Origin of the sequence: Fuerstiella sp. (genome assembly GCA_022447225.1) — a bacterium.
GTDB lineage: Bacteria > Planctomycetota > Planctomycetia > Planctomycetales > Planctomycetaceae > S139-18.
The window spans coordinates 288,608-309,601 of the sequence record JAKVAZ010000008.1 but is presented as its reverse complement, the minus strand read 5'-3'; the positions used below and the strand labels follow the sequence as shown (position 1 = coordinate 309,601).

Genomic DNA, 20,994 nt, shown 5'->3' with positions numbered 1-20,994 from the left:
ATTCTGTGGCATGGCAGTGATTCCAGGGGGCAAAGACTGCTTCGATCATAGATACCGAACAGAATGATCTGCTTTGTTGAAAGAGTGCGACTGTGTGCTGCAGCGATCTTTCGCAGATATTATCATACTAAGCAGGATTATCACCGGTCTGCTGAATCCCGCGATGACTTCGGAGTGGTACTACAACAGGAAGTGCCGGGACGGCTGACAGTCCGTAAATGGATTCGGACATCGCCAGATCTGTAGTGTCCGACTGAGTCGTGTCGTTAGAGGTGTGTTCTGCGACGGGGTGCAGACTTTGCGACGAGTTCAACGAAGAGAGACAGACACAATCCATGATGCAATATCTACCCGCGCTTTATGTGTCCGCATGGATTGCAGTCCTCCCCGTCCAGCAGTTAGTGGGTGGTGAGTCGCAGTTGGTCCACTCGAGCTTTGAAGATTTTGCGGCCGGCACACCTGGCGATGGCGGCGTGAATCTGTACGTTGCGAAAGCCGGACGTATCGAGATGATCAACCGTCTTGACTTGAACAATGACGGCTACCTGGACTTGTTTATTTCCAATGATCATAACCACGTTGAAGGTGCTGATGTATTGGTCTACTGGGGCAGCAGTCAGGGTCCCCGCTCCCTGATGCCGCCCATTCCTGAACAATTGCCGCGGCTAAAACTTCTCGATGAAATTCGCAGTCGGCAGGAGGCTGCGACCCGGCTGCCCAGCGACGGCGGAGGCCGATCGATTCTGGCAGACCTTAATAACGATGGCTATGAAGAGATCATCTTCTGCAATTTTAAGCACAATTACACGATCAATTCCGGTGCACTGATTTACTGGAATGAAAGGGGGGGGTTCGATCCGAAAAAACGGACCGAATTGCCAACGCTGCTGGCGGGGGGCGTTGTGGCAACAGACTTTAACCAAGATGGATTTGTCGACCTGGCCTTTGCCAACCGGGGGAATTTTGAGCATCTGTCTATGGTCAAGCCCCACGGACATCTCGAATCGTACGTGTACTGGAACGGTCCCACCGGTTTTGACGCGAAACGTCGTACGTCGGTTCCGACCGTCACCGCAGTCGACTGCGTGGCCGGAGATCTCAACGGCGATGGCTACCCGGAACTTATCTTTGCGAACAACAATTTGCAGCAGAAGAGTCTTTATCTTTACTGGGGAAGCGCCGACGGATTTTCCAGACAAAGACGCGAAACATGGAAGTCAAGAGATCCCGGGTCGCTGTATCTTGCCGACCTCGACCGTGACAAACATCCGGATCTGGTCGTCGTTCACAAAAGCGGCGAAGCTGAACTGCTTCGAGGCACCGCTCGAGGATTTGAACGGTCTGCCTGGCTGACACTGGCCACTCAGCGGGCAACACGCTGTGCTGCCGGTGATCTGAACGGAGACGGTTTTCCGGAACTTGTGTTCGCTGATGCCGGGACGCCGTCCCGGCAGGTTTCGTTGGTCTACTGGGGAAGTGAGGAAGGGTATCGGGAGATGCACCGGACGGAACTACCGACATTGGAACCGAGCGACGTCGTGCTGGCTGACTTCAATCGTGATGGCCAGACCGACATCGCTTTTTCGAATACATCCGACGCGAAAACGCTCGATGTTAACTCGTACATCTACTGGAATGGTCCGGAGGGCTTCACAGTTGCTGACCGCAGCGAAGTTATCGGATTTTCACCCAGCGGTGCCAACGCTGCGGACCTGGACCAGGACGGCCATCAGGATCTTGTCCTTGCCAGTCATATCAGCGGGACTGATTCTCGAGCCGGTATCGATTCGTTCATCTATTGGGGAAACGTTCGTCATCGCTATTCGACTTCGTCGATGACAACCCTGCCCGACTGTGCGGCACTGGGGATCGCCGATTTAAACCAGGACGGATATGTCGACGTGATCGGCGGCTATCAGGGAGTGATCCATTACGGGGGGCATGACGGGTTTGAGTCTCAGCGGATCAGGCCCTCCGGCAAATTGGAAGGACAGGGGGTAGGGATCGCTGATCTCAACCGTGACGGCTACCTTGATCTCGTAATGCCGGAAGGGTTCAGGCCGTTGTACTCTGAGGCGGGGCAGGAAATCGAATCGACGCGCGGCGAGATCGTTTGGGGGTCCAGGGACGGTTTCAATCCCGGCAACACCACCGTGCTCAGGTTACAGACGCATTTCAGTCAAAGTGTTAACATTGCAGACCTGAACAGGGACGGGTTTCTCGATCTGATATTTCCGGGACTGGAGACAGGCCTCACACACATTTTCTGGGGTGCTCCTGATGGAATGTACACCAATGATCGTGAGACAACTTTAAAGGCCCACAATGCCTCGACTATCGAGATCGCCGACTTAAACAGCGACGGTTGGCTGGACCTGATTTTCGGCGGGGGATGGGATATCAATAACGGAGCGCGGCCGACCAAATTTGCTTCCATTCTGTGGGGGGGGGCTGACGGTTATTCAAAGGAGAGGTCACTCCGACTGGAAACATTTAATTCCTTAGAAGCATCGGTGGCAGATCTGAATAAGGACGGCCATCTGGATATTGTGTTCACGAATTACCATGCGTATTTCACCCGCCGAATTCCAGCGCTGATTTATTGGGGGGGGGCTGACAAATCATACAGCGAAGCAAGACGAACACTCCTGCCGGCCGAATCATCCAGCGCATTAACAATTGCCGATTTTAATAAGGACAGTTGGCTGGATCTGTTCATCTGCAACCATGTGATCCAGGGGGACCATACCGTCGGATCAAACATCTTCTGGGGCGGCCCGGAAGGATACACCGCTGCACGTCGACAATGGGTGCCGAGCTTTGGTCCCCACTTTGGCGTCGGCAGAGATATCGGCAACATCTACGATCGTCGTCTTGCCGAGCAGTATGTTTCAGCGCCGCTCTACTGTCCGCAAGGAAAGTCCCCTAATCGCCTCAGCTGGAAAGCGCAAACCCCGCACGGAACGGGCATCAAGTTTCAAACTCGCACCGCTGTCTCCCGTCAGGCCCTCGAACAGGAACTGTTTCAGGGGCCCGCCGGATCGGACAGTTACTTCCGGAAACCAGATGTGGAACTGAAAACACCCGACGGGCATCGCTGGGTTCAGTATCGCGTCGTCTTTACGACTCCTGATGGTGGGAACACCCCGAGTTTGGAAGAAGTGACCATTGGTCTTCGCAGGTAATCTTTATGAGCAGAACAAGGCAAGTACCTGCCAGTTCCCTCTGGTCAAAGGTGCAGTGGTTCGGTGATTTCTGAATCACCCCACGTCCGGAAAATCTGGCTGGTCCTCGTTGCTTTCATCGTGACACCTGCCTGGGATGTTTAGGCGCCATCTTTTCTTTATAGAGATTGGCTAACTCCCGTTTTTCTCCGGGACACTTCTCACACCGCTCAGCGATACGTCGGACGTAAAGCACCGAAAGACTGCGTTGACATCGTGTTTTGGATCTATCATGGTCACATTGCCATTGCTCAGCAGTATGCATTGTTTTGGGGGCTGACATGAGGAATCTATGGATCCATGTTGTTCCGTGATGAGCTTAGTGAGGCCCCGGTGTATGGTGTAACCTTGTGGCACGTGGTCGTGCAGAACCGTCGTGTCTGTGCAGGTGGCCCGTTATTTTTGGTAACATCAGCCGGCCAGACGACGAATCTGCTGCCTGCCACGGTACGCAGCACGAACGTATTTAAATGTTCCGGCAGCGGATCGCCGAAGTTTTAGACATTTTTGTCGCGCAGCAGCAGGTCGGTGAAGCATGAATAAGAAGTACACAGCTGAGGCCATTGGTACATTCTGTCTGGTGTTTGCCGGGACCGGTGCAATCATCGTCAACGATGTCTCTGAGCAAACAATCACTCATGTGGGGATTGCGCTGACGTTCGGACTGGTCGTGATGGCCATGATTTACGCAGTCGGCGACGTGTCGGGAGCGCACATCAATCCGGCCGTCACAATCGCCTTCTGCCTCACAAATCGTTTTCACGTTCGTGACGTTGTTCCGTATTTGATCGCTCAACTGAGCGGAGCGGTGGCCGCCAGTGCCCTGCTGAGAATGCTGTTTCCTGATCATCCCTATCTGGGAGCGACATTGCCGGCCGGAGCGTGGTGGCAGACGTTTGTCTTTGAAGTTGTGCTCACATTCATACTGATGTTCGTGATCCTGAACGTATCGACCGGAGCCAAAGAGAAGGGGATCATGGCCGGGGCAGCGATCGGAGGCGTGGTTGCTCTGGAAGCGATGTTTGCTGGACCGATCTGCGGCGCCTCCATGAATCCCGCACGGTCAATTGCTCCGGCAATCGTCAGCGGCAACCTGAACCATCTCTGGATTTACATTGCCGCGCCGGTGTTTGGCGCGGCGCTGGCCGTACCCGGTTGCCGCTGCGTGCAGCCTGCCGGTTGCTGTGACGGCGATACGTCTGCCACAGACACCGTCTGTGAAAATACTTCATCAACCTGAAACTGTTTCATGAAACGTGTCCTGATCCTCTGCACCGGAAATTCCTGCCGCTCTCAGATGGCTGAAGCGCTATGGGAACACCTTGGGAAGGATGACTGGCAGTCCGAGTCGGCCGGCTCGAAGCCGTCCGGGTATGTACACCGTCTGGCCATTCTCGCGATTGCCGAACTGAACATCGACATCTCCGGGAACACAAGCAAATCACTGGATCCGTTCCGGGACCAGTCATTTGATCTGGTGATCACCGTTTGTGACAACGCCAAAGAGTTGTGTCCGGTCTTTCACGGAGCAACGCAGACCCTGCACTGGCCGTTTGACGACCCGGCAGACGCCGGCGGTACCGACGAAGATAAGATGAAAGTTTTTCGTCGTGTACGCGATGAAATCAGGTGCGCAATTCAGCAGTATCTGGACAGCGGCAACGGACCTTGCTTAGCGAGTCCTGATGCGAAGTCGATTTCTCAGGGAATCACCGAATCCCCGATCGGTTGACGGTTTTCGATCCTGTCACATCGAACACCATTCGTCATTCAACTCACCCCATAGCGGGGACGTGACTGCAGGTCTGCCGGTAGTTGCTTCCGGGACGTTTTGTTAAACGCAGGTGTCTGCTGATTCAGACAAGTGGCGACACCAGACTGTGGCAGACTCCGTCGTTCCGGCGAGCACAGATTTTTCGTAAGAGGTTCTGACCAGATCAGGAGCATCGCGGCATATTCATCTGCGCCATAATCGTTGCAACTGTTGTCAACGGAACAGAAAGCCCCTTTTTTCCAGGTGATGTCTTTGGCACCAGGAAAGGTCTGTTAACAGGTATTGCAGACTGTTCATGATTTTAAGCGCACTCGAATCATGTGGATTCGATTTTTCAATTCCAGTGTTGAGGATTCCAAAAATATGAAACGTTTTATGATTGCTGCCGCAGTGACGCTGTGCGTGGCTGCACAGTCATGTTCGCTTCAGGCGGGGCTGCTGGACGACGTGTTCCAGGCTGGTCCGCTAAAAGATGTGATGTCTATTCCCCGACAGGTTGTCAATGTGGAACTGAACCGCCTGACGTTTCCGTTAATCGATTTGTCACGCGCGATGCCAAGTCCAGATGAGTTGAATACTGTTCCAATGCCTCGCCCGAATCAGGTGCTGGGTTATCCGGTAGAATTGGTCAACTATGGGTTGAGTGTGTATCCTCCTGTGAGAATTCTGAGACAGAACCTGGGTCGCCTTTAAAAGAACCTGTCTCTGAGTTGAGTCATGTTATTGGGTCACACGCAATTTTCTTTGTGTTGACCGGGATCAGCTCAGGTACGAATTCGATTTGCGGGCCCCAACTGCCTCCCGGCAGTTGGGGCCCGGACCTGCAGCAGGACGCGTTCGGTTGTCTGAGTCGTCGTTGACAACAGTCATGCAGTATGCGTTGTGTCAAAATGGTTCGGTGGTCCGAATGACGGAATTCGGTTGATCACCACAAAGCGAAATCGGTGTTACGGATCATCCTGGCTGTGGACACCGCTTGATGATGCAGAACAGCAGACACGGCGTCGGACAGCAGACGTCGTGAATCGTTTTGCGGGGTTGTGGACGCACGAAATGTGGTTCTTCGGGAAACCTATTTGCGAAGATTTTCGGCAAGCCTGATGTGTCCCGGTCGGACTCACGCATCATCACCGCCGTCGAATCAGGCCTTCCGGTGCACGCGCGACGGAACAGTTGATCAGAACACGTTCAGAAATCCGCGTCCAAAGATCCTATTGGACCAGACGACGGGAACTGTGCTGACGTATGTTGAGTGCGGCTCCCACGAATCCGGTAAACAGTGGATGCGGACTGTTGGGTTGTGACCGGAATTCCGGATGATACTGTACTGCAACGAACCACGGATGATCCGGTACTTCCACCACTTCTACCAATGTTCCGTCCGGACTGGTTCCGACCGGTGTCATTCCGGCGTGAATGAATTTTTCACGATATTCGCTGTTAAATTCGTAACGATGTCGGTGTCGTTCATTCACTTCGCCGGTTCCGTACGCTTCGGCGGACCGTGATCCCTCTGCCAGCAAACAGGGTTGTGCACCAAGCCGCATGGTTCCTCCCTTGGCAACCACGCCCTCCTGTTCATCCAGCAGACAGATGACCGGGTGTTGAGTATCACGTTCAAATTCACTGCTGTTGGCGTCGTTCAGATGCATGACATTGCGTGCAAATTCCACTACAGCACACTGCATCCCCAGACAAATCCCGAAAAACGGGATGTTGTTTTCGCGGGCGTACTGAACCGCCTGAATCTTGCCTTCGATGCCCCGCATCCCAAATCCGCCTGGCACCAGGACACCGTCAATACCGGCAAGAAGAGCGTCGGCCCCCTGTCGCTCCAGCTCTTCCGATTCGATACGTTTTACGATAATGCGAGTAGAATGGTGAAACCCGGCATGATCCAGGGATTCGTAAATTGATTTGTAAGCGTCACGGTGATCGATGTACTTACCAACGACTGCGATTTTAACTTCGTGTCGTGGATTCCGAATGCGGTGAACCAGGTCGTGGTAATCTTCCAGTTCCAGCGGACCGGCGGTAATGTTGAGTTTCTCAACGATTAATTCATCCAGCTGATGCTCAACCAGGCCGACGGGGACTTCATAAATCGAATATTCCTTGTCGATTTCTTCGATGACAGCTCGTGTTTCCACGTTGCAAAATAGCGCGATCTTGTCGGTATGTTCGCGACCGATGGCCCGCTCTGTACGACATATCAGAATATCAGGCTGGATTCCGATTTCACGAAGCTGTTGAACACTGTGTTGCGTAGGTTTGGTCTTTGCTTCGCGGGCTGCTTTCAGATAAGGCACCAGAGTCAGGTGGATGAACAGGCAGTTTTCCTTCCCCACATCAAGCGGAATCTGACGGATTGCTTCCAGGAACGGCAGGCCTTCAATATCACCGACGGTTCCTCCCAGTTCGGTGATGACGATATCAACGTCCGGAGAGGCGAGTTTACGGATACAGCGTTTGATCTCATCAGTGATATGTGGAACAACCTGAACGGTGCCACCCAGATATTCTCCTCGACGTTCTTTCTCGATCACCGTCTGATAGATCTGCCCGGTGGTATAGTTCGAATCACGATTCAGCGGGCTGGATGTAAAACGTTCGTAATGTCCCAGATCCAGGTCTGTCTCAGAACCGTCATCCAGTACATAAACTTCGCCGTGCTGGTAGGGACTCATCGTGCCTGGATCGACGTTAATATACGGATCCAGTTTTTGCATACGGACTGTAAGCCCGCGTCGTTCCAGCAGCATACCGATGGAGGCAGAGGTAAGTCCTTTGCCAAGTGAACTGACAACGCCACCGGTCACAAAAATATGCTGAGTCATAATCGTTCCATTCCATTGAAACAGCAGCGTAAACAGAGGATGCTGTATCACGTGTGGAGTCAGCGTGTACGACTGTTGCCTGTTGTGTGAACCTCCCACCGGATGCAGGGGCGATTCGGTACAGTTCCATGGTCGTAACGGACTCCAAGGTGTCTCAGTCAGCCCATTAGAACGGATCCTGTGGCATCCTCAACACTGCTGGCATTCAATCTGAGTGGATCGATGAAATCTGCCGGAAAGCCCGGCTTCTTCGTTGCCGTTGTTACATCTGTCGATCAGGCCCGGTTATTCAGAAAGTTGCGGTATCGGTGTTGATTGCCATTCCCCTGACGGGATTGCCCGTTTTTCCGGCAGTGGCTGAACAGAGGCAGATCAGGCCAGATTTTCCGAGACTTCGCGGCAGCCGTCCGGACAGGAAAAGGCAGCCGGGGATCAGAACAGCCGATTCAGTCCGTTGAGCGCAGCGACACGATAGGCTTCGGCCATTGTGGGATAATTAAAGGTGGAATTGACGAAGTACTCAAGTGTGTTGTTGTCTCCAGGCTGAGACATGACGGCCTGGCCAATGTGGATGATTTCGGATGCGTTGGCTCCGAAACAGTGGATACCCAGCAACTGCAGCGTTTCGCGATGGAACAACAGCTTGAGCATTCCCACCGTCTGACCGGTGATCTGAGCACGGGCGAGGCTGCGGAATGTTGCATGTCCGACCTCGTACGGAATTTCCGCTTCGGTCAGTTCACGTTCCGTGCGTCCCAGCGAGCTGATTTCCGGACTGGTATAAATACCTGTGGGAATGTCTGCAATTAATGCGCGATCGCATTGTCCGCTGATCAGATGATGAGCGGCATAGCGTCCCTGAACATAGGCAGCACTGGCCAGAGCGGGGGGACCGATCACATCACCCACCGCATAAATGTTTGCTGTCCCGGTGTGAAAATGCTCATCCACTTCCAGCTGACCGCGACTGTTTGGCGTGATACCGACGTTAAACAATCCCAGATCATTTGTATTACCCGTACGTCCGGCTGCCCACAGCAGATAGTCCGTCTTAATCTGCTTTCCCGAGATCAGATGAGTGATCACACCATCTTCAACCGTCTCCACACGTCCAATCGCTTCTCCGTGTCGAATGATGACCCCGCATTCACGCAGGTGGTAACTGAGTGCATCAATGATTTCATCATCCAGAAACGAAAGCAGCTGGTCACGGGTATTGATCAGATTGACCTTCACACCGATGTTTCGAAAGATTGAAGCATATTCGCAGCCGATGACACCTGCTCCGTAGATACTGAGACTGCGCGGTGTTTCCGGGATCTGCAGGATCGTGTCGCTGTCGCGGATACGCGGATGCGTAAAATCGATATTGTCCGGTCGCCACGGACGGGAACCGGTGGCGATGACGATGGAATCGGCTTGAATCGTTCGTTTACCACCCAGATCGTCTTCCACATCAATCGTGTGTTCGTCGGTCAGCCGGGCGTGACCTCCAAAGACCGGTACTTCGTTACGATCGTAGAATCCCTGTCGTACCCGAACCTGTTGTGCAATGACAGAGGCTGCCGACTTGCGCAGAACGGGAAAGGAACGAGCCTCTGACTGCACTTCCGTATCCACCTGCGGCGTCTGATGCATCGTCGTTAATTGCTGAACAGCGAATCGCAGCGCCTTGCTTGGAATTGTGGCTCGATGAGTGCAGTTTCCGCCAATGCAGTCGAGTCGCTCGACAACAGCAACACGGCGGCCCAGCTTTGTGGCCTGCATTGCGGCACCCTCGCCGCCCGGACCGGTTCCGATTACCACAACATCGAATGAATATCGGCTCAATCTCAACTCCCCGGGAGGAAACATTGCGGGCTGAAAAACAACGACACACCAAATTCCCCATGACGGTTATGGGGGAAACAGCTCGACGAGCAATCTTTCCTGCAGCTCCGGAATCAATTCTGATTCACAGATTGAATTCACAGAATGAACACTGATGATCGCGTCTGCAGGTCTGTCTGTCGAGCATAAATACTGACCCGCATGGTGTGCTGTGATACCCGCTCACCCATAGATTTGATGATCAAATAGTTTTTAGCCCGAATGATTCGTGATCTCAGGAAAATGGGTTCCGGTGCACTGACGTTCGTGCAGGATCTCCTGACCCTGACCCTGACCCTGACCCTGACCCTGACCCTGACACAAAGGACGTTGATTGACCGACCATGATTAATAAAGCTGACACTGCAGAGTTTATGCAGATATGAAATGCGCTGATTCAGGTGAAACGACACAGGGCCAGGTGATGTCTGCAGCCTTTCCGTCGGCAACCGTGAGTCAGACGGAGTCTCCAATTCTTGCAGTTCGGTCGGGAAAGAATCACGGGAGGTGCAGTACGCAAAATCCCGAGTTGAACGTATCGGAAAAAACCACAGGATATCGGCTGCTGCCACCAGGTGGATTCCGGGTCGTCGATGCTGTCATCGTTGCAGTGGCTGTCGGCCAGGATCAGTTAATCTTAAGCAGCTCGACCTCGAAGTTCAGCGTTGCATTTGGTCCGATTTTGCTTCCGGCACCCTGCTCACCATAGGCCAGTTCTGGCGGAATGATGAGATTCCATTTCGAGCCGGTTGGCATCATCCGCAGGGCTTCGTTCCAGCCTTTGATGACTCCGTTTACCGGAAATGTTGCCGGCCGTCCGGTGGAGTAGGAACTGTCAAACTCGGTGCCGTCTGTGAGTGTGCCGCGGTAGTGAACGGTAACCGTGTCATACAATCCCGGCTTGGGCCCATCTCCCTGGGTCACAATCTCGTAGATGAGCCCGCTGTCGGTGGTGACCTGGCTGGACGACGGAGACGCATCGGTACTCGGGCCAGGTGACGGAGGCGAATCACTGGTTTCCGGGTTACCGCATCCGGCAACAGAGATCAGGAACCCCAGAGACAGGACAGTAGCCAGTTTTTGAATACGGTGGTTTTTCATTTATGCTTTTCCGATTAGGCGACAATCTAAGTTCGAGTTTATCATCCTGGTGTGATGAGTGCAGATCGACTGAGGTGATTGGGTCCGCAGGATAGCCAAATAGCAACAGGACTGCGAAATAAAGTGTTCCGGATGCTGCCAGCAGGAAACGCTTCATCTGGATTTGTAAATTGTTGTTTTCGCGTCACGTGGCAGTTTTCCTGTGAGAGCGACCTGGCCCGGGCGTTTTTACATAGTCTGGTGTTCCTCCGAGCATCCCTGTATCGGGACTGCGGGTAGCTCACTGGTTTTATGTGCGAGATGAATTTTACCACAGCTCTTGCTTCCTCGGTACCGGTTCCTGCTGGTTCAATGACAGTGATTATCTGACTGCCGGATTCATAGAACATCAAGTGGCAGGGGGACCACCAAAGTCAGTGGACGATTTCGAAATTTCGTTGGTTGTTCGTCAGGGCCGCACAGTCAGGCTGTCTTTGACTGTCTGCCGTACAGGGACGTCTGTCGCGGTCACCGGCGCAACGATTCAGAGCCCTCAGTTGCAATTGCGGCAGACTTTGATTTCGGTCGGAGTTCAGCCACAAATTCAGGAAGTTCACTGAGCAGATCATAAGCGTCTGCGTCCGGGTCACCCTGATGATCGAGTGCCCGAATCTTCCGGACGACTAACTGAGAATCTCCGGATTCAATGCGATCAGCAATCAATTGCAGTGCTGTGAATGTATCCCGTCTGGCGGTTGAACGTTCCACTGTTCGGGCAGCCAGAAAACCTGCCCCCAGAGACAGAACAGCAACCATCAGTACAAAGACGGCGCCGCACGAATGGCGAATCCAGCGGATGTCGTTCGATTCACCGACAAACAGCCCCCAAAGGATCCAGCAGGTGAAAAGGATCACCAGCAGTAAAATGACAATCATGGTGACGGCTGTGCAATAGAATTGTGAGGTTGAGACAGTTAGCAGGATGTTCATCGTCTGACCTGCGCCGAAGACGCCCGGGATTCTGTAAAGCATGTTTGATTCTGCCTGAACCGAACCATTGAAGCAGTCGCTGTGATTGCGCGGTCACATGCAGTTTCTGCAGTCGTGCAGAAACAACAATCACGAATGGAATTTGTAGGAATTGCAATCGGAAACCTGATCACCCGATGTGCGTCCCCAGGAGCAAAAGGTGACGTAAACCATTACATAATTGTGGTTTGCGCTCAGTGATCCGGATAATTCCACTGGAAAACGGTGTTTGGATCGGCATTTGCTGCCGGTAGCTGTCTCGCCGGCAGTGGAAGGATCCACAGCTGTGATTTCGAACTGAGATAAACTGACGGGCTGAGCATGGATGCTCTGATATACCGAGTGACACTGATCCTGATCACTCTGTTCATTAGTACCGGTGCCAGTTATCGCACCCGCAACTTCATTGCGACGGCAACCAGCGTTAAAGAAGCCAGATCGGTCGCAGAGGCCGCCGAAGAGTATCGTCGACGTCTGGCTGTTTTCTGGACCGGCAGGACTCTGAAGAACTGGTCACACCCCTGTACGATCAATGTCCGTTCAGGGGTCCTGGGCGCCGCGGGTCAGACCACGTTTCAGTTTGTGGGTACGGCGGTCATCAACTGGAAAATGATGGTTCAGGGCAGTCCGGAACGTATTCTGGATTCTGTCCTTCCGCACGAAGTGAATCACACGGTTTTTGCCAGTTATTTTCGTCGTCCGCTGCCGCGGTGGGCAGACGAAGGCGCTTCCACGCTGTTCGAACATCGTTCGGAGCAGCAGTTGCAGCTGGACCTGCTGCAAAACGTAGTGAGAAGTCGTCGAGAATTTATTCCGCTGCGAAGATTGTTGAGTATGAAGCGCTATCCGGCGGGTCATCGTCCCATGCTCATTCTGTATGCGGAGGGATTCGGCTTGGTAGATTTTCTTATGCAGCAGGAAGGTCAGGAGACGTATCTGAAATTTCTGCACGATGCACGTGGCGGACGCTGGGAAGCCGCTATTCGTAAACACTACAACCACAGAGGGGTAGACGCCCTGGAGAAAGACTGGCGCAGCTGGGTTGTGGCTGGTATGCCGCGGTATGGAACTTCGCCGGAGGAAGCAATCACCATGGGGGTTACTGAATCCCGTGATACAGCAAAGCCATACAGTGATCGGGATCGCAGGCCGTCAGGGGCTGTTGGTCGGCAGAATCTGCGGGACGGCAGTCGTAAGGCTGATCGTTCGGACCGTCGTCCGTCACCACGGCCAGGCGAAAATCCCGTGCGGAGGGCAGATCAGGATGTTTCCCGCGAACTGGCCGCGTTCAAACGGGATCGTCGCTACCAGGTGCAGGCTCCGCAACATCATTCATCATCCATCAAACGACACAGTACGGTGTCGAACGGATTAGAACACACAGCCACTGACGAAGATTTGGCGGCGAAAAACGCTAGTTCTATTCCGTTCACTGAAGGAACCCGGTTTCAGCCGACACATCATCATGACCAGTCCGTGAAACGGCATAATTATATTGGCGCAATGCTCTTCCGGAAACGCAGCGAGGAAACTGGTTCCATCCCGCAATGGGCCGGATTCCCGGGGCAGATGGAATTGTTCTGATTCCGGCGCGGAGGACACGAGTCATTATTGACCCGCGTTCCTGTCAGCTTGACTTCCTCCTCCTAAGTCGATGCTGTCTTCCGTGGATCTGTCGGCGTTTCCACCAGGGCGAGTCACCATTCCCGCACGGTGGCTCGCCCCCTTTACCGGTCTACCGGAGAATGAGCTTCATCTGCGTGCGAAATGATGAGTCTGATCTGCGTGCTGCCTCTGACAATTCCTGTCATGTCAGTCTGTGCACACCGAAATGACCGGCTGCCGTCAGGCGACCAGCGAAGCAGTTCAGTCGGTCCAGTCCGGGTGAAGTTTTGCGCGGACCTGCGACATGTCCAGGTCCACTCCCAATCCCGGACGATCCGACAGTTGAATGACATTCCCGTCCCATTGCAGCGGATTCTGCAGAAAACTGTCGTAAGACTTCTTGCAGCTGACGGCGTGCTCCAGCCGGTAGAAGTTGGGTACGGTCATCGACACATGAGCTCCGGCCAGAATTTGACCGGGTCCCTGGGCATTATGTGGACTGATCGGAATGTAGTGGGCTTCAGCCATGCCGGCAATTTTTTTCAACTCCGAAATTCCACCCGTCCAGACGACGTCCGGCATAATGAAATCAGCCAGACGCTGCTCAAAGACCGGTACAAAATCAAAGCGGGTAAACAGACGCTCGCCGACGCAGATGGGAGCTGTGACCTGTTCACGCACCTGGTGAAGCGCTCCATAACTTTCCGGAGGGACCGGTTCTTCAAACCAGCCGATCTGTGACTCATCGTGCAGACGGTTGGCAAGTCGCACGGCGGTGGGAACATTAAAGTGACCGTGCGCATCGATCAAAATTTCAACCTGAGCGCCAACGGCACTGCGGATTGCCGCGACAATCTCACATCCCTGTTCCTCACCGGCGGGCGAAATTTGCCCATCCACATAGGCCGTATGGAACGGACTCATTTCCAGAAACGGATCCAGCTTGAGAGCGTCATGACCTGCATCGACTGTGGCTTTGGCCGCGGCCCCAAACTGCTCGGCAGACGTGCATCCACCAAACCAGGCGTTGGCATACACACGAACGCTGTCACGGAACGTGCCACCAAGAAGATCATAGATCGGTGTGTTGAGTGCCTTACCTTTCAGATCCCAGAGTGCAATGTCGATGCCGCTGACGATTGTGCTTGGGAATCCGCGTGATCCCATGTAGGTGTAGCGTCGATAGAGTTTGTGCCAAAGTCGCTCAATGTCAGCGGGGTTTTCTCCTACCAGGGCCTCGCGCACCGCACGAATGCCGGCTCCGGTGAGCAGAGATGCATTTCGCGGAACGCTGGATGCCTCACCCCACCCCTGTATTCCTTCATCGGTATCGATAGTCACGAATGTCCACTGCCAGTCACTGGTGTCGTTAGTCAGCGACCCGTAGTGAGGCACGACGACATAAGCATTCACATCGGTGATTTTCATCAGCTACTCCTGTAGAGGACGTGTCCTGCGTCTTATCTGAGTCATCCTGGGAATCCTCTCCTTCCGGGTCACACCGGGTGGAAGCACGTCGCGAGGTATTGTACCGAGGCCGGCAAAGCCCCGGATTTTGGTCAGGTCACGACAGTCGCTCAAACAGTCGGTCCGATTTTTCGCATTCCGTCGATAAAGATTCAAGTGTATCGCCGGGCAACTGAATCGAGTGATTGCATGAAGTCGCCGCAGTTATTTTGCGGAACGACATGGAAACGTTTAAACTGAAACTAGATTTCGTGCCGGATCACACCTAACTTTTTTTCAGGGGTGACCTATTGAATGCTCAGAATGCGTATAAGCTCAGTGCGGTTGCCAGTATCGTCATGGTTCTGGTGTCGACCCTGATGGTGTTGTTGTGGATTTGGGGCGATCCCTGGGGCATCGCGTCAATGCCCGAAGTGTGGGGGACGGTCGCGACTCTCTTCGGAACCACGATATTGATTTTTGCGATCACCCGTGAGATGGTCAAAGTTGCTAAGAGTAATGCCTCGTCCGATGAATGACCTGGTTCGATGGTGTTGGGGGCTGTGGTGCCGGTCCGAACTTCCAGGATTAGGAGTGCCGGCGTGCGTGTTTTTGTGGACCTTGGTGTGAGTGGACTTGTCTGTCATTCAGCGACTCGTCGGCGGCCGTCAGCTTGAACATCTGCAGACAGTTGTGGCTGAGCGTCAGACAGAAACGTCTCTCAGAAAGAGATCGAACTGGCCGTTGCGTTCTGAGACGCTGAGCAGTCTCCGGCCGTCAGGGTGCCATGTGGGGTAGTCATCGCGTTCAGGATGGTTCGTGACTCGTACCTGATTCGAGCCGTCGGCCTGCATGATGTAGATTTCCAGGTTGCCGTCCCGGGCACTCGTAAACGCAATGCGTTTTCCGTCAGGTGACCAGGCAGGTCTCAGGTCACGGAAGCGGCCATCCGTCAATCGGTGGACATCACCACCGTCGGTATTCATTACGTAGATATCGAAGCTTCCCTTTCGACTTGAACTGAAAGCGATGTTCCGCCCGTCCGGCGATATCGAAGGCTCGCGATTGATACTGTTTGACTGCGTCAGTTTTTTAAGGTCCTGCCCCTGATTGTTCACAGACGCAATCTGCCGGCCACCATCTGACGACAGCGTAAAGATAATCCGTTCCTGATTCGGGGTGAACTTCGGACTGCGTGCCGTACTTCGAGCACCAATCGGCCGAAACTGAAATTCCTGCTGTTCACGTGTATCTTTGATCACCAGGACGGTCTGAGGACTGCCCGTCGACATCGCAAAGCACTGAAATCGTCCGTCGTTGGAAAACGCTGCATCCAGCTGGTGCGCGTTGATGGATGGAAACAGTCGTTTCTGCGAGCCGTCGGAAAGCTTCAATTGCATGAGCGATACCTGACGGGGGACATCGTGTCCGGAAAAGACGATCGCACTACCGTCCGCAACAAAGGCCGGAGCAAGTTTCATCGTCCCATCATTTGTCAGTCGCTCACAGGAGTCCATCGATCAGGCGTCCCCCTTCCAGAACTTTTAATTCCGCTCGTGCTTCCGTACTCACACCGGCAAGATCAAGGATCGTCGTACCCACCATGGCCGGTGGAACGGGATCTGTTAAGGGAAACTGACCCAGTGCATCACTTTCACCGATGACCCGTCCTGGTTTGATTCCGGCTCCTGCCCAGATGGAAAAATAACATTGCGGCCAGTGGTCTCGAGATCCAATATTGTTGATCCGAGGCGTTCGGCCAAACTCACCCAGACAGACAACAAGCGTGGTTTCCAGCAGACCACGTTGTTCCAGATCATCCAGCAGAGTTGGCAGGACACGATCCAGCAGCGGACCGTGCCAGTCTGACAACAGTTCAAAATTATCGGCATGGGTATCCCAGCCGTTGTCGCTGTTCGGATAGTGAACTTCCAGTGTCTGACTCCAGTTGACCTGGACATAAGGAATGCCGGCTTCCACAAGACGCCGACCGAGCAGACAACTTTGACCGAATTCGGTTTGTCCGTAATCGGCGCGAACTGCCGCTGATTCACGTGAAAGGTCGAAGGCATTTGACGCGGCCCCCGATGTCAGAAGTTCGTAAGCCCGTCGAGAGGAGATGTCCCATTTTTCCACGTCGGCGGTTGATGAAAGGTGAATCTGCCGCAGACGATCGAGATCGCGAAGTCGGTCCTGCGCGACATCTTTCTGCCGCAGGCCACTACCGTCAGTTGTGCCTGAGTCAACGAATCGTTTGACGTGGTCAAGTTCCCGAAGGAGCGTTCGTCGTTCCGACAGACGCGTGGGTGTCAGACCCTCCAGCAGATTCAGCTGAGGAATCGCCACCTTTCCGGTTGCTGAACAACTGACCATGAACGGGTCGTAGCCAATTCCCCAGGGGCCGCCTCCGTAACCCTCAAGCAGTGAGCCGTCTGTACTGCCCAGTAAACCACGAGCAAGCGAGACAAATCCAGGCAGTCCGGCAGACTTTCGGTGCCGGGCAAGAATGGAACCAAAATTTGGAGGGACCTCTTTCAGGCCGTCTTCCGTTGCACCGGAAAGTGAAAGTCGGCCGCCGCCGAAATGGTCTCCATTGAAATTGATATTCGATCGAACGAGCGAAAATCGGTCGCTGCGTTCAGCCAGTCTTGGCAGAAGTTCCGTAAAGTGGACGCCTGGTATGCGTGTTTGAATCGTGGCAAACGGGCCTCGATACTCAACCGGTGCATTCGGCTTGGGATCGCACAGGTCCAGATGGCTGGGAGCTCCCCACAGCCAGATCAGTAATACGGATTTGGCTTTGGCTGATTCTGCTGCACTGGCCAGCTGTTCAGCGTTTGAAAGTCCGTATGCAATCGGGAGTGAGGTGCCGATTTTCAGGAACGGACGGCGACTGATTCCCTGACACGATCCGGCACGGAAGCTTCCAAGATTGATCACGGTTTTTTTTCCGAACTCGATGTGATATCACGGAACCACTTCTGAGGATCCATTATGCCACGTAAAACAACCTGAATCAATCCGACAGCGGGACTTCAGAGTCGTGCTGGTTTTAGCGATAACAGGGTTAATGAACGTTTGTGTGCAGAACCACCTGCACCTGGTCCTTCCTGTCGGATTTCGGCGATTCCGTTACTGCGGACCAGTGGATCTAACTCGACTCTCAAAAAAACAAGCTTTGCTGCTGATTTGTCACCATCCACAGAAGGTCCGGTTCTGCTGCCGTGATTTGTGATCTGTTTATGTTCCTTCTGTGTTCGTAGTTTCTGCGAAGCCGACAGATGCAGAGACCGGCCAACAGTTGCTTTGTGTTCAAAAAATCGTCTGCCTCCTTCCGTTGGTACGGAATTCCTCGCTACGATCAGGATTCCGGCTCCCGGATTATTCGAACGGGCGGGCAGGAACTTGTCTCGACAGTCCGGCATCAGTATGCGGGAGCTTTGACTTGATAACGGGAGTCGGTGTACTGGTCGTGCCTTCTGGTACATGTGCTGCTGCCGACCACAGCAAACGGCTGATCACAGGAATCATGTCTTATGTTGCAGTATCTGTTCCTTACGTTGTTGGCCGTCTGCCATGCCTCCGTCTTTGCAGTGGCTTCAGTACCCGCGAAGATTGATTTTAATCGCGATGTGCGTCCGATCCTGTCGAATTACTGCTGGAACTGTCATGGTCCGGATCAGGATGCCAGGCAAGCCGGACTGCGACTGGATCTGCGTGAAGGGGCACTTGCCAAAACAGAAAATGGTGTGCGTCCAATCGTGCCAGGCAATGTGAAATTGAGCGAACTGGTTGTGCGAATCGAAGCACATGACGATCAGCAGATGCCACCGGCATCTTTTCAGAAGCGTTTGTCCGGCACTCAGCGGGAAATTCTGAAACACTGGATTGCAGAGGGAGCACCGTACGCGGTTCACTGGGCATTTGTCGCACCGCGGCGTCTACCAGGACCACGTATCAGTCAGACGGACTGGGTACGAAATGAGATTGATGCATTTGTATTGCGACAGCTGGAAGCCGGCGGGCTTGCACCTGCGGTCGAGGCCGGCCGTGAAACCTGGCTGCGCCGGGTGACACTTGATTTGACCGGATTGCCGCCAACTCCCGCAGATCGTCAGGCGTTTCTGTCGAATACGTCACCGGACGCCTATGAAGATGTCGTTGATCGTTTGCTGGAATCTCCGCGTCATGCTGAACGTCTGGCGATGCACTGGCTCGATGCGGCACGATACGCAGACACCAATGGATATAATAACGACGAGTTGCGTACGCTGTGGCCATGGCGAGACTGGGTCATCAGCGCGTTCGCCCGCAATCTGTCCTATGACCGTTTTCTGACCGAACAGCTGGCCGGCGATCTGCTTCCGGACGCAACGATCAGTCAGAAAGTGGCCACGGGATTCAATCGTAATCATGTCCTCACGACAGAAGGAGGAATCATCGAAGAAGAATATCGCGTTGAATATGTTGCTGACCGGGTGCACACTACATCAACGGTCTTCATGGGGCTCTCCCTGCAGTGTGCTCGCTGCCATGACCACAAGTACGATCCGTTGTCACAACGGGAGTATTATCAGTTCGCGGCCTTCTTCAACAACATCCCGGACAAAGTGGTCGGCTACAGTAAGGGAAAAATGGCCGAACCATTACTGAAACTTCCTTCGCTCGCTCAGCAGGCACAACAGGACCGACTGGAGTCTCGTCGGGATGAACTTTCCGTACTCCTAAAAAACAGGTCAGCTCAGATCGATAATGCACTGGAGGAGTGGGAGGCGTCACTGACTCCCGGGCAAATCAAAGTCATTTCGGCCGATGCAGGTGATGCATCCGCAGTGGACGCGGCCGATGACTCGTCCGAAGAAATCAGTGAGATTTTGTTAACAGCCCGCACCAGCCGGTCGGATGATCAGAATCAACGTCTTCAGATGTGGTATCTGAATCACATCGACGCGATCTCCAAAGAGTGGCAGACGGAACGGACCAGGATCCTGGAACTTCTGAAAAAACTGGATGACTCAATACCCGTGACGATGGTGATGGGCGAGATGTCTCCGCGACGGCGTACGCACGTACTCAGGCGGGGGGAATACGATCAGCCTGGCGAAGAAGTGCAGGCCGGTGTTCCCGAAATTCTGTCCGGTCCGTCTCACGCGGCAGCGAACCGTCTTGAAATGGCCCGTTGGTTTACTGATCCGCAACATCCGCTGACGGCGCGTGTCGCGGTGAATCGCTGGTGGAAACTTCTGTTCGGCACCGGACTCGTCGAGACCCTGGAAGACTTTGGTGTCCAGGGGACACCTCCCAGTCATCCGGAACTGCTCGACTGGCTGGCCACGGAGTTGATTCGGCGAAACTGGAACACACGTGAGATGCTGAAACTGATGGTCCTGTCCGCCACCTACCGTCAGACATCGGATGTTACCCCTGAAAAGCTCGAACGTGATCCCGGAAATCGTCTGCTGGCTCGCGGACCTCGATACCGGCTTGCCGCTGAAACAGTCCGTGACAACGCCCTGGCGATCAGCGGACTGCTGGTTGAACGTATCGGCGGCCCCAGTGTCAAGCCCTACCAACCTGCCGGCCTGTGGGAAGATGTGTCGGTCGAACGCCGTGAGAAGTACGCACCCGACACGGGAGACGGTTTGTATCGTCGCAGCATGTACACCTTCTGGAAGCGCACCTGTCCGCCACCAGCCATGTCGGCTTTTGACGCACCTGATCGCGAAACGTGTGTCATCCGTCGAGCGCGAACGAATACACCCTTGCAGGCGTTGGTACTGCTCAACGATCCGACTTATGTCGAAGCCGCCCGGATTTTTGCTGAACGCGTACTGTTAAAGACCGGCTCCGATGAAGAACATTTTCAATCAGCGTTTGAGATCGCACTGTGCCGATTACCGCAGTCGAATGAAATTGTCATCCTGAAGTCTGTCCTGCGGAAGGCGAGGCAACGATTCAGCAACGATCCAGCCGCGGCGGAAAAATTGCTGACAATCGGACACTCGCCGCATACGGACAGGATTGGTCCCGGAGAATTGGCTGCATGGACCATCGTCACCAGTCTGATACTGAATCTGGATGAGACGATCTCAAAAACATGAAATCGTTGACTTCTGAATCGAAGTGTGCC

General features: G+C 53.8%; 14 protein-coding genes and 1 pseudogene. 7 read left to right on the top strand and 8 right to left on the bottom strand.

All coding sequences use genetic code 11. The features are described from left to right. Positions 1–335 precede the first annotated feature (335 nt). The 4 genes from MK110_10500 (at position 336) to MK110_10485 (ending at position 5,691) form a co-directional block, all read left to right on the top strand. Positions 336–3,185 carry a VCBS repeat-containing protein gene (locus MK110_10500; protein MCH2211723.1) on the top strand — a complete coding sequence of 950 codons (2,850 nt, stop codon included), beginning with the start codon at positions 336–338 and terminating at the stop codon, positions 3,183–3,185. A 574-nt stretch (positions 3,186–3,759) separates the two neighbouring features. Beyond that, positions 3,760–4,464: an aquaporin gene (locus tag MK110_10495; GenBank protein MCH2211722.1), complete on the top strand. Its 705-nt coding sequence runs from the start codon at positions 3,760–3,762 to the stop codon at positions 4,462–4,464. A gap of 9 nt (positions 4,465–4,473) precedes the next feature. Continuing rightward, positions 4,474–4,956 (top strand): arsenate reductase ArsC, encoded by a 483-nt coding sequence (locus MK110_10490; protein ID MCH2211721.1) that lies wholly within the window; start codon positions 4,474–4,476, stop codon positions 4,954–4,956. A 360-nt stretch (positions 4,957–5,316) separates the two neighbouring features. Next, positions 5,317–5,691, top strand: coding sequence for a hypothetical protein (locus MK110_10485; protein ID MCH2211720.1), 375 nt, complete (start codon positions 5,317–5,319; stop codon positions 5,689–5,691). A gap of 518 nt (positions 5,692–6,209) precedes the next feature. Here the strand turns inward: MK110_10485 and MK110_10480 are convergent. The 4 genes and pseudogenes from MK110_10480 to MK110_10465 form a co-directional block, all read right to left on the bottom strand. After that, positions 6,210–7,835, bottom strand: a complete 1,626-nt coding sequence (locus tag MK110_10480) for a CTP synthase (GenBank protein ID MCH2211719.1) — start codon at positions 7,833–7,835, stop codon at positions 6,210–6,212. A gap of 432 nt (positions 7,836–8,267) precedes the next feature. Beyond that, complete coding sequence (sthA, locus tag MK110_10475) at positions 8,268–9,665, bottom strand: Si-specific NAD(P)(+) transhydrogenase (protein ID MCH2211718.1); 1,398 nt, start codon at positions 9,663–9,665, stop codon at positions 8,268–8,270. Between the two features lie 666 nt (positions 9,666–10,331). Then, a pseudogene (locus MK110_10470) lies at positions 10,332–10,661 on the bottom strand (FKBP-type peptidyl-prolyl cis-trans isomerase). A 651-nt stretch (positions 10,662–11,312) separates the two neighbouring features. Beyond that, positions 11,313–11,816, bottom strand: a complete 504-nt coding sequence (locus MK110_10465; GenBank protein MCH2211717.1) for a hypothetical protein — start codon at positions 11,814–11,816, stop codon at positions 11,313–11,315. Positions 11,817–12,134: 318 nt separating this feature from the next. On the opposite strand from MK110_10465, the gene MK110_10460 reads away from it, so the two are divergent. Beyond that, positions 12,135–13,397 (top strand): hypothetical protein, encoded by a 1,263-nt coding sequence (locus MK110_10460; GenBank protein ID MCH2211716.1) that lies wholly within the window; start codon positions 12,135–12,137, stop codon positions 13,395–13,397. A 282-nt stretch (positions 13,398–13,679) separates the two neighbouring features. On the opposite strand, the gene MK110_10455 is transcribed toward MK110_10460, so the two are convergent. Then, positions 13,680–14,846 carry a mandelate racemase/muconate lactonizing enzyme family protein gene (locus MK110_10455; GenBank protein MCH2211715.1) on the bottom strand — a complete coding sequence of 389 codons (1,167 nt, stop codon included), beginning with the start codon at positions 14,844–14,846 and terminating at the stop codon, positions 13,680–13,682. A gap of 329 nt (positions 14,847–15,175) precedes the next feature. On the opposite strand from MK110_10455, the gene MK110_10450 reads away from it, so the two are divergent. Continuing rightward, the gene (locus MK110_10450; GenBank protein MCH2211714.1) at positions 15,176–15,403 is read left to right on the top strand and encodes a hypothetical protein; all 228 of its coding nucleotides are present in this window, start codon (positions 15,176–15,178) and stop codon (positions 15,401–15,403) included. Between the two features lie 165 nt (positions 15,404–15,568). On the opposite strand, the gene MK110_10445 is transcribed toward MK110_10450, so the two are convergent. The 3 genes from MK110_10445 to MK110_10435 form a co-directional block, all read right to left on the bottom strand. Continuing rightward, the gene (locus MK110_10445; GenBank protein MCH2211713.1) at positions 15,569–16,345 is read right to left on the bottom strand and encodes a hypothetical protein; all 777 of its coding nucleotides are present in this window, start codon (positions 16,343–16,345) and stop codon (positions 15,569–15,571) included. 22 nt (positions 16,346–16,367) lie between these two features. Next, positions 16,368–17,804, bottom strand: a complete 1,437-nt coding sequence (locus MK110_10440; GenBank protein ID MCH2211712.1) for a DUF1501 domain-containing protein — start codon at positions 17,802–17,804, stop codon at positions 16,368–16,370. Between the two features lie 95 nt (positions 17,805–17,899). Beyond that, positions 17,900–18,289 (bottom strand): hypothetical protein, encoded by a 390-nt coding sequence (locus MK110_10435; GenBank protein MCH2211711.1) that lies wholly within the window; start codon positions 18,287–18,289, stop codon positions 17,900–17,902. 111 nt (positions 18,290–18,400) lie between these two features. Here MK110_10435 and MK110_10430 point away from each other — a divergent pair, with 111 nt between their 5' ends. Further along, positions 18,401–20,965 carry a PSD1 and planctomycete cytochrome C domain-containing protein gene (locus tag MK110_10430; protein MCH2211710.1) on the top strand — a complete coding sequence of 855 codons (2,565 nt, stop codon included), beginning with the start codon at positions 18,401–18,403 and terminating at the stop codon, positions 20,963–20,965. Positions 20,966–20,994: the final 29 nt, after the last annotated feature.

Coding starts and splice junctions, on each gene's coding strand:
- MK110_10495 (MCH2211722.1), top strand. CDS start 3,760: ATGAATAAGAAGTACACAGCTGAGGCCATTGGTACATTCTGTCTGGTG.
- MK110_10500 (MCH2211723.1), top strand. CDS start 336: ATGATGCAATATCTACCCGCGCTTTATGTGTCCGCATGGATTGCAGTC.
- MK110_10465 (MCH2211717.1), bottom strand. CDS start 11,816: ATGCTTTACAGAATCCCGGGCGTCTTCGGCGCAGGTCAGACGATGAAC.
- MK110_10485 (MCH2211720.1), top strand. CDS start 5,317: ATGTGGATTCGATTTTTCAATTCCAGTGTTGAGGATTCCAAAAATATG.
- MK110_10455 (MCH2211715.1), bottom strand. CDS start 14,846: ATGAAAATCACCGATGTGAATGCTTATGTCGTCGTGCCTCACTACGGG.
- MK110_10445 (MCH2211713.1), bottom strand. CDS start 16,345: ATGAAACTTGCTCCGGCCTTTGTTGCGGACGGTAGTGCGATCGTCTTT.
- MK110_10430 (MCH2211710.1), top strand. CDS start 18,401: ATGTTGCAGTATCTGTTCCTTACGTTGTTGGCCGTCTGCCATGCCTCC.
- MK110_10435 (MCH2211711.1), bottom strand. CDS start 18,289: ATGCCGGACTGTCGAGACAAGTTCCTGCCCGCCCGTTCGAATAATCCG.
- MK110_10490 (MCH2211721.1), top strand. CDS start 4,474: ATGAAACGTGTCCTGATCCTCTGCACCGGAAATTCCTGCCGCTCTCAG.
- MK110_10480 (MCH2211719.1), bottom strand. CDS start 7,835: ATGACTCAGCATATTTTTGTGACCGGTGGCGTTGTCAGTTCACTTGGC.
- MK110_10460 (MCH2211716.1), top strand. CDS start 12,135: ATGGATGCTCTGATATACCGAGTGACACTGATCCTGATCACTCTGTTC.